Below are 14,805 nucleotides of genomic sequence, written 5' to 3' on the forward strand. Positions count from 1 at the left end.
GATTCGCGGCCCAACACAGGAGCAACAAAGGGTTAACAGCACATCGCCGATTGGAGAATCGGCTGCTCAGCGCGGCTGGTTAACCGTCCTGACGTTCTTCGTTCACCTTTACGTACACCCCTCGTCAAGACGAATGCCAGACGGCGACCTACCGTCACGCGAGTGGTTAAGCTCTCCGTCATCGTGCCGTTCTACAACGTGCAGACCTATGCCCCCGATACGCTGCGAAGTCTGCGCGCGAACGCGCGCGACGACTTCGAATTCATTCTCGTCGACGACTGCGCCACCGACGGGACGCCGGAGATCCTGGAGCGCGCCGAGCGCGACCTTCCGGGGGCCGTCTACGTACGGCACGAGCAGAACGGCGGGCTCGCCACCGCGCGCAACACGGGCCTGGACGCGGCCCGGGGCGAGTACCTCACCTTCCTCGACGGCGACGACTGGCTCGCGCCTGGCTACTACGAGCAACTGCTCGCCTCGATCGAGGAGTTGGACTGCGACTTCGTCCGCACCGACCACGTCCAGTGCACCGGGCGGGCGCGCTCCATCCACCGCGTGCCGCACGGCCGCCGGGGCGTCGTGATGAACCCGCGCGACGCCATCCTCCCCGCCGACCGCTCCACCTCCGTGGACTACGCCTTCGCGTGGGCGGGCATCTACCACCGCCGCCTGCTCGACCAGGGCCTGCTGCACTTCACCCACGGGCTGCGCACCGCCGAGGACCGGCCGTGGATCTGGAAGCTGCACCGGGAGGCCGGCTCCTTCGCGGTAGTCGGCCTGCTCGGCGTCTTCTACCGGCGCGGCGTCGCCTCCTCGCTGACCCAGATCGGCGACGTACGGCAACTCGACTTCATTCGCGCATTCGATCAGGTAATCGAGGAAACGGCCCGGGACCGGGACGCGGACACGCTTCTCCCGAAGGCCGTCCGCACCTATTGCGCGATCATTTCCCATCATCTCGGCAACATCGAAAGGTTCGAGCCGACCGTGGCCAGGAAACTGCGTTCCATGTCCGCGGCCGCGCTGAAGCGCATGCCACAGGACGTACTGAAAGAAGCGCTGGACTCGATGGACCACGAGCGCGCGGCCCGGCTGCGCCGGCTCAAGCGCCGCGCGGGGACGGAGGTGGCGGCCTGATGTCCGCCTTCTCCAGCCCCCGTAAGCGGACGCAGATCTTCCTTGCCTCCACGCTCTACGGCGTCGCCACGATCGCCGCCGCCCTCGACGCGGACCGCATCGGCCCGGCCGACCGCCGCCTGCTGCTGGTCAGCAACAACGCCGCCACGCCCGAGACCACGCCCTCCCTCGACGAGATGCCCGGCTTCGAGCGGCTGCGCGGCCGCTTCGACCGCGTGCTGTCCTGGAACGAGACGATCAGCCCCTTCCACCCCGGCGGCTGGTCCCCGCGCGTCGACGACGCCCCGCTGTGGGAGCGCCATCTGCGGCTGCTGTGGAACCTGGGCGACGACGACATCGAGATCGTCCTGGAGTCCATCCAGGTCAACCCGGCCATGGCGATCGCCAACGTCTTCCAGGGCGCGCCCATCGACGTCTACGCCGACGGGCTGATGAGCTACGGCCCCACCCGCAACAAGCTCGACCCGCTGATCGGCACCCGCGTCCGCCGCCTCCTCCACCTCGACCTCGTCCCCGGCCTGCGGCCGCTGCTGCTCACCGAGTTCGGTGTGGAGGCGGAGATCGTCCCGACGGACGTCTTCACCAAGGTGCTCGCCGAGATCGCCGACGCCGCCCCGCGCACCGTCGCCTCCGCCAGCGAGCGGATCGCCACCGGCGTGGGCCCGGCCCTGATGCTCGGCCAGTACCTCTCCGCGCTCGACATCCTCACCCCGCAGGAGGAGGAAGAGCTGCACGTGCGGATGTTGCGCGGCGCCGTGGCCCTCGGCCACCGCAGCGTCGTGTTCAAGCCGCACCCCACCGCGCCGGCCCGCTGGTCGCGGATGCTGGAGAAGAAGGCCGCGGAGCTGGGCGCCGAGCTGACCATCATGGACACGCCCGTCCTCGCCGAGGTGCTGTACCAGCGGATGTCCCCGGCCCTGGTCATCGGCTGCTTCTCCACCGCGCTGCTCACCGCGAGCGTCTTCTACGGGCTGCCGGTGGCCCGGATCGGCACCGAGGTGCTGCTGGAGCGGCTCACCCCTTACCAGAACAGCAACCGCATGCCGGTCACCATCGTCGACGCGCTGCTGCCCGACCTGGAGGACCACCAGGCCGTCGCCGCCTGGACCCCGCCCACGGACGAGCGCACGGGGCAGCGGCTGACCGGGCTGGTCACGGCCGTCGGCTTCGCCATGCAGGCCAAGATCTACCCGTCGCTGCGCCCCGCCGCAGAGCGCTATCTGACCTCACATCTGGACGCGAACACCTGGCGCTACTTCAAGCGGCGCCGCCTGACCGCGCTGGCCCTGCCCGGCGCGGTCCCGTCCCAGCTCGCGTTCATCCCGCGCAACGAGACCGTACGCCGCGTCGCCCGGCGGGCGCGCGCGCTCAAGCGGTCGGCGCTGAAGCGGGCCGCCACGGGGTGAGCCGGGGGCGGGGACACATCGGACGGCTTTTGAGCGAGCGACGAGTGCGAAGGAACGGGAACGGCGCGATGACCACGGGCAGAGAGCTGGGCCGAATACGCCCACCGCGGCGAATACCCCGGGAGGGCGACGGGGCGATACGGAACGGGGAGACGCGGAACGGGGTGGGCGCATGACCGCGACCGCCGGCGCGCCGGCCACCCCGTCCGCCGCCCCGTCCGCCACCCCGCCCACCGGCCCGGCGACCGGCCCCGGCAGCGGCCCGAGCGGGCACCCCGGCGGCGGCCCGGCCGACGCGGTGGGTGACATGGTGGGCGACGCGGGCCCGATACCCTCCGCGCCCCCAGCCTCCTCCGCGTCCCCCGCACCCCCCGCGCCCCCCACCGTCGCTGTCCCCCTGCCCCCCGCCCTCCCCCAGACCCCCGCGTCCCCGTCCGCCTCCGTCACCGCCTCGGCCCCCGCCGCCGAGGGCTCGCGCCCCGCCCGGCGCGGGCCCGTACGCCTCCGCGCGCTGGACGGGCTGCGGCTGCTCGCCGCGCTCATGGTCGCCGCGTACCACTACGGCGGCCGGGACGGGGAGATCAGCCAGGCCTGGGGCACCTCGCCCCGCGAGCAGTTCCCCACCGCCTCCAGCTACTTCGCGTACGGCTGCCTCGGCGTCCAGATCTTCTTCGTCATCAGCGGCTTCGTGATCTGCATGAGCGGCTGGGGGCGCCCGCTGCGCTCCTTCTTCGCCTCCCGCGTCTCCCGGCTCTACCCCGCCTACTGGGCCGCGATCCTCATCATCACCGCCGTCTTCGCGCTGCCCTGGGTCGCGTACAAGTCGGTCTCGCCCAGCGACACCCTGGTCAACCTCACCATGCTCCAGCAGCCCCTCGGCGCGGACCGGGTCCTGGGCGTGTGCTGGACGCTGTGGGCCGAGCTGCGCTTCTACGCCCTCTTCGCGCTCTTCGTCGTCCTCCCGGGCGCCAACCGTCAGCGCGTCGTGCTCTTCTGCGCCGTGTGGACCCTCGGCGCGGCCCTCGCGGAGGCCGCGAACCAGCCGCTGCTCGACCTGGTGCTGATGCCCGAGTACGCCCCGTACTTCATCGGCGGCATCGGCCTCTACCTGATCCACCGCTACGGCCACGACGCACTCGCCTGGGGCATCGTCGGCATCAGCTTCCTCATCGGCCAGCACTACGCGGTGGCCCGGCTGTGGCACGCGCCGAATCCTTCCTTCTTCTCCTACCGCCCGGCGATCGGCATCGTGGCCGTCGTGGCCTTCGGCTATCTGGCCGTCGCCCTGATCGCCCTGGGGAAGTTCCAGTGGGCCAACTGGCGCTGGCTGACGCTGGCGGGCGCGCTCACCTACCCCTTCTACCTGGTCCATGAGCACCTCGGCTGGGTGGTCGTGGGAGTGCTCCACCGCGAGCTTGGGCTCCCCTCGTACGCCACCCTGGCCCTCACGATCCTGCTGATGCTGGGGCTCGCCTGGCTGCTCTACCGCTTCGTGGAGCAACGGCTCACGCCCGTCATCAAGAAGTCGCTGACGGCGGTCCGGGTGCGCTGACCCGCGAGGCGTCCCCGGGCCCGGCGTCCCGGGCCCGGGCGTTCCCGGCCTCGGCGTCCCGGCGTACGACTCCGGCCCGTACGACTCCGGCCCGCGCGACCCCGGCCCGCGCGACCCCGCCCGTACGACCCCGCCCGTACGACCCCGGCCGTACGACCCCGGCCGTACGACCCCGGCCCGCGCGTCACGTCACCGCGCATCCGGCCGACGCGGTCATCTCCCGCGCGAGATCATCCGGGCATGGAATTCCTCTGCTACCACCGCGACCGGCCCGGATCCCTGGCGCTACGACACGAGTTGCTCGAGGAGCACTGGTCCTACATGGACGGGTACGCGAAGGAGATGATCGCCCGCGGCCCGACCTTCGCCGACGACGGCGAGACCCTCACCGGCAGCCTGCACATCGCCGACCTGCCCGACCCGGCCGCCGCCCGCGCGTTCGCCTTCGACGAGCCGGGCTACCAGGCCGGCGCCTACCGGGACGTACTGCTGCGCCGGTGGCGCAACACGCTGGGGCGCACCATGTGGGACTTCCCCGGCGGCGCGACCGGCGGGAATCGGTATCTGGTGCTCGGTCTCGGCGCGGGGCGGGCCCCCGCCGATCTCGCCCCGCCGCCCGACCGGGACGAGCTGATCGCCTACGGCCCGCTGCTGTCCGACGACGGCACCACCTGGCTCGGCACCGCGGCCCTGGTCCGCGCGCCGGCCCCGGACACGGCGCGCGCCCTCCTGACAGCGGACCGGTACGCCGCCATCGAGGTGCACAACTGGCGGTTCGGCGGGCGGCGTTGATGACCAAGTCGTGACCATCGCGCTGTTGGATCGCGCCGCGGGAGGGGAATGGACGGTCGAGAGCCGCGTGCTCGATCATGGCCGGTTCGTTTCGCGCCGGCGATTCGGAGCAAGAAGAAGGAACAGATGAAGAACACCTTACGGGCCCTGCTCGTGCCGGTGGCGGTCGCCGCCGCCACCGCCCTGCCGGTCTCCACGGCCCATGCGGCCGAGGGGTACGACCGATGTCCTGATGGCTACTACTGCATGTTCTCGGGCCTCGACGGCACCGGCGACATGATCAAGCTGAAGGGCAGCACGCCGGACCTGGCGGCGCTCGGCATGGACGACCGGGCCAAGTCGGACTGGAACCGGACCCCTTCCACCATCTACCTCTGGTCCGACGCGAACTACACCGGCTGCACCGTCGTCACCTCCACCGGCCCGACCGGCAAGGGCAACTTCTACCCCGCCTACCGGGACTTCATCAGCTCGGTGGGATTCGACGGCCCCGGCGGCACGAGCTGCGGCACCCCGCCCGGCGAAGACGGCTGATCGCGGCGGCCCTCCACGTACCGCAGCCCCCGCTCCCATGCCCTGGCCCGGATCGGATCCCGGTCCGGGCCGGTGCCCCTGGCGTCGAGCAGCACCCCGCGTTGCCCGATGCCACCGCCCGCCGCGTGCACCAGCCCCCGCTGCCCGGCCCGTATCTCCGCGACCCGCACCAGCGGTTGCCAGGCCGTCATGCCCGAGTGGGCGAGCCAGTTCCGCTGGTGATCTTTACTCGACCAGCAAGTCAGGCGCAACGAGCCGGGCACGTTCGCACAGTTCTCGCGCTGCCGGATTCTTGAGGTAGGGCCGCAGCGAGTGGAACATGGTCACCACATGCCGATCTACCCGGCCTGACTTTATCGTGGGGTAACCATCGAGAACCTTACCCCAATTGACGCACGCCGCATCCAGGTGCCCGACCTTCAACTGTCTTTCGGCCAACATGGCAGTAAACCGGATTCCGCTGCGCCCGCTCTCATTGTCGCTGCTCCGGAGGCGAAAATGCCGCTGAAGGGAGTCGATACTTCCGGGGATGTCGCCGAGCGCGTTTCTGACCTGGGCTTCATGATAAGCCAGAGTAGCGGGCGAATATCCACCGAAAGTGCGCGCCTGACTCTCCGCCTTCTCCATTGCGGAATCGGTTTCCCGGAGGAGTTGATGGGCCTCTCTCCTATCACCTCGCACCGCATGAGCATGAGCCTGCTGCCCTGCCAGGAAGGCACGCATTCGAGGCGCCGCACTGGGCGCGGCGGCAGCGGCAGCATCCGCTAGACGCACTGCGGGAGATCCGTTGCCCAAGTCCGCAGCCTGCACTGACATGCCACGCAAGATGTGGCAGTACGTGAAATGGTCACCGCTGGCCCCCGCCAGTTCCAGACCCTTCACATAGTAATTTTGAGCCAGCCTGTGAAGTCCTTCGTCTACCGCCATCCACCCGATTAGATAGCAGAGGAAAGAAGCAGCACCCATCATGTTCTTCCGCACAGCCTCTGAGGCTGGGGCCCGCAAGTAGGGCGCGACGGTGTTCACCAGAAAGGCGGCAGCCATCGGTCTGGCGTGCCGGCCACCGAATTCGTCGTCCAGCTCCGACAGCCGCTCTGCCATAGCCTTGATCATCTCGACCTCGGGCATCCCGGCACGCCGAGCCTGTCCGGTCTGAACAGCTTCCATTCTGCCCACCACGTCCGGCCACCCCGGCACCGTAAGTGCGACGGAAAAGAGGCTGGCACCTATCACGCTACGGCGCGATGGGTCCATATCCTGCATGCCAAGGTCGATCAATCCCTCAACAGTGCTCGGGTTCGCCGAGTCGGATGCAGGTGCCGGAAATCCCGCCTCACTATGAGTGATCGGACGACCCAGCTTCCGGGAAAGGGCCTCCAGGATCAGCGACCGGGCCTCCGCTTTCGGGATGTGGCCCTTTAGCCACTGGTGCACAGTCTGCGCACTGTACGCCTTGGGCATGCCGCCCTCGGTGCCAACCCTGTTGACCTCCCGGGCGAAGCGCCCCAAGGTCCACCCCGTCAGCCCATGCAAGTGTTTGAGGTTCGGGTTGGACTCCTGCCCCATGCCGCCACGCCCCCTCGTTCAAGAGCATTTGAAGCTTTTGAAAACCTCTGCTCTCGCAACGGTACCGCTCCGAGTAGTGGCGCAGTTGCCTAGAGCGAGGAGCCGGTCCGATACACGCGGCCACCGGCGTAGGCCGCGTGCCGCACATGAGAGACCCCCGCAGCCGCTCCGAACGGCCCGGGGGCGTGGCCATCAACCAGGTGGAGGTTGACGACATGCATGACCTTACTCGCCGTGTACTGGAGTGGATGAGTGCACTTCTTGCCTTACGGCCGTCCGGCCGTCACCGGGCCGGGGCGGTACCTCCCGCACCGCGTAGGGCCGTCTCCCGGCCGGTCTTGAGAGCCTCAGGCTCCACGACCCGTCCGGCTGCCCCCTCGCCCGACGCCGGGGCGCCTCCCATGGTGCGCCCGTACTTCGTGGCCCACGAGCGGGAGGAACAGCGGTTGCGGGCGCGACGGCGGCGGGCGTTGTGGCTCGCGGTCCATGGCATCGATGTCGGACCCCGGGTCATCCACGGTGTGGAGGTGTCCGGATGGGCCCAATGACCGGTCTGCGGCTGCTGCCGTGGTCGGGCCCGGACGGCAAGCCGTGTTATCTGGCGTCGGACGATGGCCAGAGCCTTCTGAACCGACGTGCGGACGAGATCGAGGCCCTACAGGTCGCGATGGGGCGGGAACTCCTCCGTCATGCCCGTGTCCTGCTTGAGGACCGTAAGGCCGACGTGAGGGAACTGCGATTCCTGGCGGAGCGGCTGTGCGAGGCGCTCCGTGACGTATTGCGGGTCGCTGAGAGCAGGGGCGGGCGCCTCGCCGTGCAGGAAAACGACGGCGATGGCGGCCCCGGCTCCGCGCCTGAGTGCGGCGGTGGTTCGGCATGAGCGACTGGCAGATCGGGCCCGTGCCGGGGCGGGGGCTGCGCCGCATGGCGGATGGGGAACTGGTACTACCACTGCACATCAGCAGCGGCGGGCGGCATCAAGCCATCGCACACCTGGTCCTGACCCCCGCCGAGGCGGAGCAGTTGCATGCGGCGCTGTGCTACGCGCTCGGTGAGCACCCCCCGCCCACCCCCGCTCCTGAGTGCCGACGGCCGGTCCACTACCCGGGCGGCCGACAGCGGTACTGACGGGGCCGCACGGGCCGGAGCGCGGGAGGCCCGCCATTCCGATCCCGCCACCTCCCTTGACTTTCCTGACAGGAAAGTGGACCGTTACTTTCCCGACAGGAAAGTGAGGTCCCGTCATGGACAACATCGCTCCGGAGCAGGCCCGCGCCGCCCTTGAGGCGGCCGACCGCGCGCGACTGCTGGTGGCCGGGGAAGTCGGCCTGCCGCGCGGCTACTGGTGGGCGATGGCGGCCGGCTGGCTGCTGATGGGCGTGCTGGGCACCGTGCTGCCGCCCTGGTCGGCCGGGATCGCGACCGCGGGTTTCGGTGTGGGCCACTCGGTGCTCGCGTCGCGCCTGCTCGACGGGCGCCGACGCACTGATGGGCTGCGGGTGAGCGCGGCGGTCGCCGGGCGCCGCGTCCCCCTGGTCGTGATCGGCATGCTGCTCGGGCTCGTCGGGGTCACCGTTCTCGCGGCGCTGGCGCTCCACGCCGACGGCGCCGGCCATGCCGGCATCTGGGCGGCGGTGCTGGTCGCGGCCGTCGTCGGGTTCGGCGGTCCGGAGATCCTTCGCGTGCTGCGTCGGTGGGCGCGGGCATGACACAGGCGCGATTCGACGAGCTGATCCATCCCATCACCCGCCTCTCGCTGGTCGCGACCCTGGCCGCGGCCGACTGGGCGGAGTTCGCCTTCCTCAAGGACCGGCTCCAGTTGTCCGACTCGGCGCTGTCCAAACAGCTCACGACGCTCGAGGAAGCCGGGTACGTCACCACGGAACGCCGCCTCAGCGGCGGCCGCCGAAAGGTACGCGCCCGGCTCACCAGCGCCGGCCGGGATGCCTTCAACGGCCACATCGCGGCCCTGCAAGCAGTCGTGGCAGACGCCGCGGCGCCATCCGAAGGGCCTCCGGCGTGAACTTCCCGGCGTCACCCGGAGGTGAGGTTCCTCTCGAGGGCCGCCAGGAGCCGCGTCAGGTGGGCGCGGTCCGCTTCGGGGAGGCCGGCGAGGGTGCGTTGTTCCAGTTCCCGCCACATCCGGGCGACTTCGGGGCGCAGCGCCTCGCCGGGACGTTCATCCTCAACCCGGACACCGGTGAGCGCCCGACCGGCCATGGGGAACTCGCCCTGATCGAGGATGGCACCGCGGACCTGGTCTCCTACGGCCGGCTCTTCCTCGCCAACCCCGACCTGCCCCGTCGCCTCGCGGCCGCCGGGCCCTTCAACGCCGCCGATCCGGCCACCCTCTACGGCGGCGACAGCACGGGCTACACCGACTACCCGGCCCTGTCGGACTAGGAACTCCTCACAGAATGGGTGTCCCTCCGATTCGCCTGTGGTGGGGCCACGCGAGCACGAAGGAGATCACTACTCTGCATGAGTGCTTTCCTACGATGAGTTGACTTCGCCTGAGCGTGACCTGTGGGACGCGTTCCCGGAGGGGCGAACGGTGGACCTGCGTAGGGGTACGCCGGAGGAGGACCGGGTCGCCGACGGCGGAGGGTGGGGACCCGAGCGGACGGTGCGGGCGGCGGTGATCGCCGCGCTGTTGCTGGGCGCGAACACCGGGCAACCGGGCGCGGTGGCGCGTCTGAGGCTCACAGGGGCACGGATCTCCGGACGCCTGGACCTGGCCGGCGCGCAGATCGCCCATGCCCTCTGGCTGGAGGCGTGCTGGTTCGAGGAGGCGGTAAATCTCCTCGGCGCGTCGACGCAGACCCTTGTCTTCACCGACAGCCGGATACCCGGCATCGAGGCCGATTCGGCCCGCATCGAAGGCAACTTCTCCCTACGGCGCGCCGTGGTGGAGGGCGGCGCCCCCACACCCTTCAACCGCGTGAGCACCGCCCTGTCGCTGACCGACGCCCGGGTGAGCGGCGGACTGCTCCTCAACGGGGCCGAGTTGATCGCACGCGACGGGTGGGCCCTGTCGGCCGGTGGCCTGGCCATGGAAGGGGGCGTCTTCTGCCGAAACGGGTTCGTCGCATACGGGGAAGTCCGGCTGATGGGGGCGCGGTTGCCGGGCACCCTGGCCATGCAGGGCGCCCGCCTGGAAGGGCCCGGCCCTCGCGGCGTAGCCCTCACCCTCGACAACGCCGTGGCCTCGTCGCTCAAGTTCTCCGAGGGATTCACTGCAAACGGCACGGTACGGCTGCGCGGCACCCAGGTCAGGGACAACGTGACCTTCGACGGAGCCGTCCTGAACGGCCCGCCCACCGACGACGGAAACGCCCCGGCCCTGATCGCCATGCACCTGCAAGCCGTCGACCTCGATCTCACCCTCGCCCGACCCCCGTCCGGCACCCTCGACCTGCGGGGCGCGCAGGTGTCGTACCTCCACGAGAACGAGCACAGCTGGCCGGACAGGGTGGAGCTGGACGGCTTCGTCTACGGCTCCATCAAGACGGCGGACGCGAACGACGAGCGCCACGAGGCCGTGGGCGACCGGGAGTCCGTGGCCCGACGCGTGGCATGGATACGCAGCAGCCCGGGCTACAACCCGCAACCGTACGAGCAGTTGGCGGCCTGGTACCGCAAGGCCGGGCACGACGACGACGCCCGCCGCGTCCTCCTCGCCAAGCAACGCCACCGGCGCCGCGGGCTGTCCCCGGCAGCCCGCGCATGGGGCCATCTCCTCGACGTGATCGTCGGCTACGGCTACCGTCCCTGGCTGGCCGGCGTCTGGCTCCTCGCGCTGATCCTGCTGGGCACGGTGTCCTTCGGCACTGGCTCCCCCAACCCGGTCAAGCAAGGCGAAGGCGCGCCGTTCCAGCCCCTGGTCTACACACTCGACCTCTTGATCCCCATCGGGGGTCTGGGTCAGCGCACGACCTGGTACTGGTCGAACGACAGCCTCCAGTGGCTGGCCTACCTGCTGATCGCCTTCGGCTGGGTGCTGACGACCGCCGTCATCGCGGGTGTCACCCGCACCCTGCAGAAGAACTAACCTGACGAGGCATCAGGATCAGACCGTCGAGGTGTTGCGTACCCGCGCCGGCAGCCCGGCCGGGCTCAGTCGATTCTCTTGATCACCCGGGCGGGCACTCCCGCGACCACTGTGCCGGCGGGGACATCGCGAGTGACCACCGCACCGGCAGCGACCACCGCACCGGCACCGATGGTCACCCCCTGCGTGATCACGGCAGCCGTCCCGATCCAGACGTCGTCCTCGATGACGATCGGGGCGAAGGAGAGGTACTCGCGGCGCTCGGCCAGGGGCAGTGGATGTCCTCCGGTGATGAGGCTGACCTTGGGGGCGATCATGACGCCGTTCCCGATACGGATGCCTCCCTTGTCCATGAAGGTGCATCCCTGGTTGACGAAGACGTTCTCCCCGAACGTGGTGTTCAGCCCGTTCTCGGTGAAAAACGGCGGGTAGATCGTCACCGATTCCGGCAGCGGGCCACCGAACACAACAGAAAGTAGTTCCGCGCGGCCTTCGCTGTCGCTGAACGGAAGCACGTTCAGTCGAGACGTCGCATCGGTCACTTCCACGATCCGCTCCGCGTGACGCGTGAACTCAGGCGTATGGACATACATGATCTGCTGTGTACGGGTCGACATGCGCTGATCTCACCACCGCGTTGAACAGCCGATCAAACAACCCTGACGAGACCAGACACAACCGCAGGTTGTGAAATTAAGGTGGAAGCGTGGATGTTGAGACGCTGCGGACGTTCGTGGCCGTCGCCGAGACCGGCCAGTTCCAGGCTGCGGCCGACGAGTTGGGGGTCAGCCAGCAGGCGGTCTCCAAGCGGATCGCGGCCCTGGAGCGGCACATCGAGGTCACGCTGCTGGTGCGGACCTCCCGAGGCTCTCGGCTGAGCCTGGACGGGCAGGTCTTCCTGCCTCACGCCAAGCAGGTCCTGGCGGCCATCGCGCAGGCTGAGCAGGCCGTACGCCCCGGAAGCCGTCCCTTGCGCGTCGATGTCCTCAATCGGCGCATCTCCCCGGCCCAGGCCGTCTACCGGTTCTACCGCTCCCACCCCGAGATGGACCTCGACGCGGTCACGCTGAGCACGGAGAACGCCGCCCAGGCCGCCCAGGCGGTGCTCGAAGGGACCGTCGACGCGTCCTTCCGTGCCCTGCCGGCAGATCAGGTCCCGGCCGGGATCAGCGCCGAACGACTCCTGGACGCACCCCTGGAGCTCCTGGTCGGTCCCGGCCACCCGCTGGCTGATGCGCCCTGGGTCAGTCCTGCGGACCTGGCCGGCCACCGCATCTGGATCCCCGGGATCAGGCCGGGCACGGAGTGGGCGGCGTTCTATCAGGCGCTGTCCGAGGCCTTCGGCCTGAGCATCGACGCGCTCGGCCCCAACTTCGGTGACGAAGCCCTGATGGACGCGCTGGCCGACTCGGCCTCGCTGGCCACCCTGGTCGGCAGCGGGGATCGGTACCTGTGGACACAGACCCACGACCTACGACGTATCCCGTTGCATGACCCGACCCCGGTCTACCCGCACGTGCTGCTGTTCCGCAGCGGAGACCAGCACCCCGTGCTGACCGCGCTACGCGAGCATCTGCGCACCGCAGGCCCGCGAGCCCCGCACGACGTGTGGGCACCGGGCTGGGTAGACCGCTGACCAGACAGCCGAATGAGCAGACACGGCCTAGGTGTGCTGACCGGCCAGGTTGGTGACGCGGCTGGCTGGTGTTCGGCCGTCGATGCCGGGCCCGTTGCGAACGTGGAGTTACCGGGTTGGATGTGCTCTGCGGCAGGTGCCGTTTCTTGTCAGCCTCTCGGGGGCCGCTGCCCCTGAGGACCGTCAGTTGCCATCAGGAGGCTGCGCAGAGTCAGTGCAGCCGGTGGGGGCAGCGGTTTGTTGGCCGTGTCGGTACGGAACGACTGGAGCAGATAGGCCACCAGGCGCCGGGACGCTGCACCATCATCCGGTAGGGCGGTCACCAGACCGCAGTGTGCCAACAGGACCACGGCGAGGTCGGAAGGGTGAAAATCGGCCCGCAGCGCCCCCGACGCCTGGGCCCTGCGTACCAGAGTCGTGAAGTCCCGCTCGGCTCGTTGCCGGGACCGCGCGTGTTCCGACGCCGTTTCCGGGAAGGCCGCGACGAACGCGGCCGGGAACCCGCGTTCCTCCCGTTGCAGAGCGCAGACCGTCTCGACCAGGTGCTGGAAGCCCTGCCACGGGTCAGGGGCGGCCAGAGCCTCGGTGAGCGCCCGCGCGCAGGTCTCCATCTGCTGCGCGAACGCGCCTCTCACCAGGGCGTCCCGGGTCGGGAAATGCCGATACAGCGTCGCCACGCCGACCCCGGCCCGTCGGGCCACGGTCGCCATCGGGGCGTCGATCCCCTGCTCCGCGAAGACCGCACGGGCGGCGACGAGGACGCGCTCCCGGTTGCGCCGGGCGTCCGCGCGCACCCCGTCCCGGGCTGTGATCCGAGAGGATTCCGCCATCACTGTCTCTCGCTTCCGGTCCAAGCGGACGATCGCGTCCACTTAAGAGCTTACGGTCGATGCCAGATCCCTGTACGGCCGCGGCGACAAAGGCAGAACGATGAACGACCGCATGATGAAGGCAGTGCTCTACGACCGCTATGGCGGCCCCGATGTGCTCTACACGGGCCACGTGCCACGCCCCGAGCCGGCCCCCGGCGAGGTCCTTGTGAAGGTGCGCGCGTTCAGCGTCAACGGTGGCGAACTGGCAGTACGCGCCGGCCGTCTCCGCCTCCTGAGCGGCCGGAAATTCCCCAAGCGCGTCGGCTCGGACTTCACCGGCGAGGTCGCCGCACTGGGGGCCGGAGTCACACGGTTCGCGGCCGGCGACCGGGTATGGGGGGTCTTGGGCCGCACCTCCGGGTTCGGCAGCGCCGCCGAGTACGTGACCGTACCCGCTGAGCGGGTCGGCCGGCTCCCCGACGGCCTTGACCTGGTGGACGCTGCCGCGCTGCCGGTGGCCACCACGGCCATCACCGCGCTGCGGGACAAGGCCGGGCTGCGCCCCGGCGAACGACTCCTCGTCCGGGGCGCGTCGGGCGGTGTCGGCAACGCCGCCGTCCAGCTCGGACGGGCGTACGGCGCCGAGATCACGGCCCTGGCCCGTGCAGCCAACCTCGACTTCGTCCGCGGGCTCGGCGCGCACAAGGCCGTCGACCACCGGACCGTGCGGCCGGCGGAACTGGGCCGCTTCGACGTGGTCCTGGACACCGCGGGGACCGACCTGCGGGCCTTCCGGCGCCTACTGAATCCGGGCGGGCGCATGGTCACCATCGCCTTCGACCTGAAACGGCCTGCGGCGTCCCTCGGCTACCTCGCGGCCAGCACGGTCCACGGACCCGGCCGGGTGCGTTTCTTCAGCGGCAACCCCACGCGAGCGGACTTCGACGACCTCGCCCGCCATGTGGTCGAGGGCAAGCTGAGCCCTGCGGTGGACACGATCTTCCCCCTGGAGGAGACAGCAGCGGCACACCGGGCGCTGGAGGCGGGCGGCGTCCAGGGCAAGTACGTGGTCAGGGTCGCGTAGGACGTCTGTAGAGGTGCTGATCACAGCCACTCGCTGATGGCAGCGATGAGGACGGTCGCCTCGTAGCGGACCGCCGGCTTGTCGTATCGCGTGGGGAGGCGCGGTGCCTCTTTCTGCGGGCCGAGCACAACCGGTCCGCGCACATCGGCCCGGTCTCCGTTTGTCTTCGCTCAGTGCCGCAGGAGTTCGCAGAAGCGGTCCAGGGCACGGTCGGTGCGGCGGCGGTCGCCGGTGG

At 69.9% G+C, this 14,805-nt stretch carries 16 protein-coding genes and 1 pseudogene; 13 read left to right on the forward strand and 4 right to left on the reverse strand.

Annotated features, from left to right (window positions below; all coding sequences use genetic code 11):
* Positions 1-162: 162 nt before the first annotated feature.
* The 5 genes from BBH68_RS09305 to BBH68_RS09325 all read left to right on the forward strand — a co-directional run bounded on the left by BBH68_RS09305 (position 163) and on the right by BBH68_RS09325 (position 5,421).
* Positions 163-1,137 (forward strand): glycosyltransferase family 2 protein, encoded by a 975-nt coding sequence (locus tag BBH68_RS09305; protein ID WP_065960553.1) that lies wholly within the window; start codon positions 163-165, stop codon positions 1,135-1,137.
* Positions 1,137-2,543, forward strand: coding sequence for a polysialyltransferase family glycosyltransferase (locus tag BBH68_RS09310; protein ID WP_065960554.1), 1,407 nt, complete (start codon positions 1,137-1,139; stop codon positions 2,541-2,543). The genes BBH68_RS09305 and BBH68_RS09310 overlap by 1 nt, the downstream gene beginning before the upstream one ends.
* Before the next feature lie 172 nt (positions 2,544-2,715).
* Positions 2,716-4,095, forward strand: coding sequence for an acyltransferase family protein (locus tag BBH68_RS09315; protein ID WP_245737968.1), 1,380 nt, complete (start codon positions 2,716-2,718; stop codon positions 4,093-4,095).
* A gap of 240 nt (positions 4,096-4,335) precedes the next feature.
* Positions 4,336-4,887 carry a YciI family protein gene (locus tag BBH68_RS09320; RefSeq protein ID WP_065960555.1) on the forward strand — a complete coding sequence of 184 codons (552 nt, stop codon included), beginning with the start codon at positions 4,336-4,338 and terminating at the stop codon, positions 4,885-4,887.
* Positions 4,888-5,013: 126 nt separating this feature from the next.
* Positions 5,014-5,421: a peptidase inhibitor family I36 protein gene (locus BBH68_RS09325; protein WP_065960556.1), complete on the forward strand. Its 408-nt coding sequence runs from the start codon at positions 5,014-5,016 to the stop codon at positions 5,419-5,421.
* 225 nt (positions 5,422-5,646) lie between these two features.
* On the opposite strand, the gene BBH68_RS09330 is transcribed toward BBH68_RS09325, so the two are convergent.
* The gene (locus BBH68_RS09330) at positions 5,647-6,987 is read right to left on the reverse strand and encodes an NsdA family TPR-like regulatory protein (RefSeq protein WP_065960557.1); all 1,341 of its coding nucleotides are present in this window, start codon (positions 6,985-6,987) and stop codon (positions 5,647-5,649) included.
* A gap of 535 nt (positions 6,988-7,522) precedes the next feature.
* On the opposite strand from BBH68_RS09330, the gene BBH68_RS09335 reads away from it, so the two are divergent.
* The 6 genes and pseudogenes from BBH68_RS09335 to BBH68_RS09355 all read left to right on the forward strand — a co-directional run bounded on the left by BBH68_RS09335 (position 7,523) and on the right by BBH68_RS09355 (position 11,038).
* Positions 7,523-7,867 carry a hypothetical protein gene (locus BBH68_RS09335; RefSeq protein WP_065960558.1) on the forward strand — a complete coding sequence of 115 codons (345 nt, stop codon included), beginning with the start codon at positions 7,523-7,525 and terminating at the stop codon, positions 7,865-7,867.
* Entirely contained in the window at positions 7,864-8,115 is a 252-nt protein-coding gene (locus tag BBH68_RS39085; protein WP_076972209.1) for a hypothetical protein, read from the forward strand. The genes BBH68_RS09335 and BBH68_RS39085 overlap by 4 nt, the downstream gene beginning before the upstream one ends.
* A 116-nt stretch (positions 8,116-8,231) precedes the next feature.
* On the forward strand, positions 8,232-8,696 hold the full coding sequence (locus BBH68_RS09340; RefSeq protein ID WP_065960559.1) for a hypothetical protein: 465 nt from the start codon (positions 8,232-8,234) through the stop codon (positions 8,694-8,696).
* Positions 8,693-9,010, forward strand: a complete 318-nt coding sequence (locus BBH68_RS09345; RefSeq protein ID WP_065960632.1) for a winged helix-turn-helix domain-containing protein — start codon at positions 8,693-8,695, stop codon at positions 9,008-9,010. The genes BBH68_RS09340 and BBH68_RS09345 overlap by 4 nt, the downstream gene beginning before the upstream one ends.
* 152 nt (positions 9,011-9,162) lie before the next feature.
* A pseudogene (locus BBH68_RS09350) lies at positions 9,163-9,390 on the forward strand (alkene reductase); the annotation flags it as partial.
* Between the two features lie 82 nt (positions 9,391-9,472).
* Positions 9,473-11,038, forward strand: coding sequence for an oxidoreductase (locus tag BBH68_RS09355; RefSeq protein WP_065960561.1), 1,566 nt, complete (start codon positions 9,473-9,475; stop codon positions 11,036-11,038).
* A gap of 65 nt (positions 11,039-11,103) precedes the next feature.
* Here the strand turns inward: BBH68_RS09355 and BBH68_RS09360 are convergent, their stop codons facing one another.
* Positions 11,104-11,655 (reverse strand): DapH/DapD/GlmU-related protein, encoded by a 552-nt coding sequence (locus tag BBH68_RS09360; RefSeq protein WP_425428792.1) that lies wholly within the window; start codon positions 11,653-11,655, stop codon positions 11,104-11,106.
* Positions 11,656-11,744: 89 nt separating this feature from the next.
* Between BBH68_RS09360 and BBH68_RS09365 the strand changes: the two genes are divergently transcribed.
* Positions 11,745-12,674, forward strand: coding sequence for a LysR family transcriptional regulator (locus BBH68_RS09365; protein ID WP_065960563.1), 930 nt, complete (start codon positions 11,745-11,747; stop codon positions 12,672-12,674).
* Between the two features lie 149 nt (positions 12,675-12,823).
* Here the strand turns inward: BBH68_RS09365 and BBH68_RS09370 are convergent, their stop codons facing one another.
* Positions 12,824-13,504 carry a TetR/AcrR family transcriptional regulator gene (locus BBH68_RS09370; protein WP_065960639.1) on the reverse strand — a complete coding sequence of 227 codons (681 nt, stop codon included), beginning with the start codon at positions 13,502-13,504 and terminating at the stop codon, positions 12,824-12,826.
* Between the two features lie 100 nt (positions 13,505-13,604).
* Between BBH68_RS09370 and BBH68_RS09375 the strand changes: the two genes are divergently transcribed.
* Complete coding sequence (locus BBH68_RS09375; protein ID WP_065960564.1) at positions 13,605-14,570, forward strand: NAD(P)-dependent alcohol dehydrogenase; 966 nt, start codon at positions 13,605-13,607, stop codon at positions 14,568-14,570.
* A 20-nt stretch (positions 14,571-14,590) separates the two neighbouring features.
* On the opposite strand, the gene BBH68_RS43990 is transcribed toward BBH68_RS09375, so the two are convergent.
* The gene (locus BBH68_RS43990) at positions 14,591-14,713 is read right to left on the reverse strand and encodes a hypothetical protein (protein WP_281182471.1); all 123 of its coding nucleotides are present in this window, start codon (positions 14,711-14,713) and stop codon (positions 14,591-14,593) included.
* Between the last annotated feature and the right edge of the window lie 92 nt (positions 14,714-14,805).

Origin of the sequence: Streptomyces sparsogenes, from assembly GCF_001704635.1 — a bacterium.
GTDB lineage: Bacteria > Actinomycetota > Actinomycetes > Streptomycetales > Streptomycetaceae > Streptomyces > Streptomyces sparsogenes.

Bases quoted from the DNA above. Each gene is read 5' to 3' on its own strand.
- BBH68_RS09310 (WP_065960554.1), top strand. From the start codon at position 1,137: ATGTCCGCCTTCTCCAGCCCCCGTAAGCGGACGCAGATCTTCCTTGCC.
- BBH68_RS09315 (WP_245737968.1), top strand. From the start codon at position 2,716: ATGACCGCGACCGCCGGCGCGCCGGCCACCCCGTCCGCCGCCCCGTCC.
- BBH68_RS09320 (WP_065960555.1), top strand. From the start codon at position 4,336: ATGGAATTCCTCTGCTACCACCGCGACCGGCCCGGATCCCTGGCGCTA.
- BBH68_RS09325 (WP_065960556.1), top strand. From the start codon at position 5,014: ATGAAGAACACCTTACGGGCCCTGCTCGTGCCGGTGGCGGTCGCCGCC.
- BBH68_RS09330 (WP_065960557.1), bottom strand. From the start codon at position 6,987: ATGGGGCAGGAGTCCAACCCGAACCTCAAACACTTGCATGGGCTGACG.
- BBH68_RS09335 (WP_065960558.1), top strand. From the start codon at position 7,523: ATGGGCCCAATGACCGGTCTGCGGCTGCTGCCGTGGTCGGGCCCGGAC.
- BBH68_RS39085 (WP_076972209.1), top strand. From the start codon at position 7,864: ATGAGCGACTGGCAGATCGGGCCCGTGCCGGGGCGGGGGCTGCGCCGC.
- BBH68_RS09340 (WP_065960559.1), top strand. From the start codon at position 8,232: ATGGACAACATCGCTCCGGAGCAGGCCCGCGCCGCCCTTGAGGCGGCC.
- BBH68_RS09345 (WP_065960632.1), top strand. From the start codon at position 8,693: ATGACACAGGCGCGATTCGACGAGCTGATCCATCCCATCACCCGCCTC.
- BBH68_RS09360 (WP_425428792.1), bottom strand. From the start codon at position 11,655: ATGTCGACCCGTACACAGCAGATCATGTATGTCCATACGCCTGAGTTC.
- BBH68_RS09370 (WP_065960639.1), bottom strand. From the start codon at position 13,504: ATGGCGGAATCCTCTCGGATCACAGCCCGGGACGGGGTGCGCGCGGAC.
- BBH68_RS09375 (WP_065960564.1), top strand. From the start codon at position 13,605: ATGAACGACCGCATGATGAAGGCAGTGCTCTACGACCGCTATGGCGGC.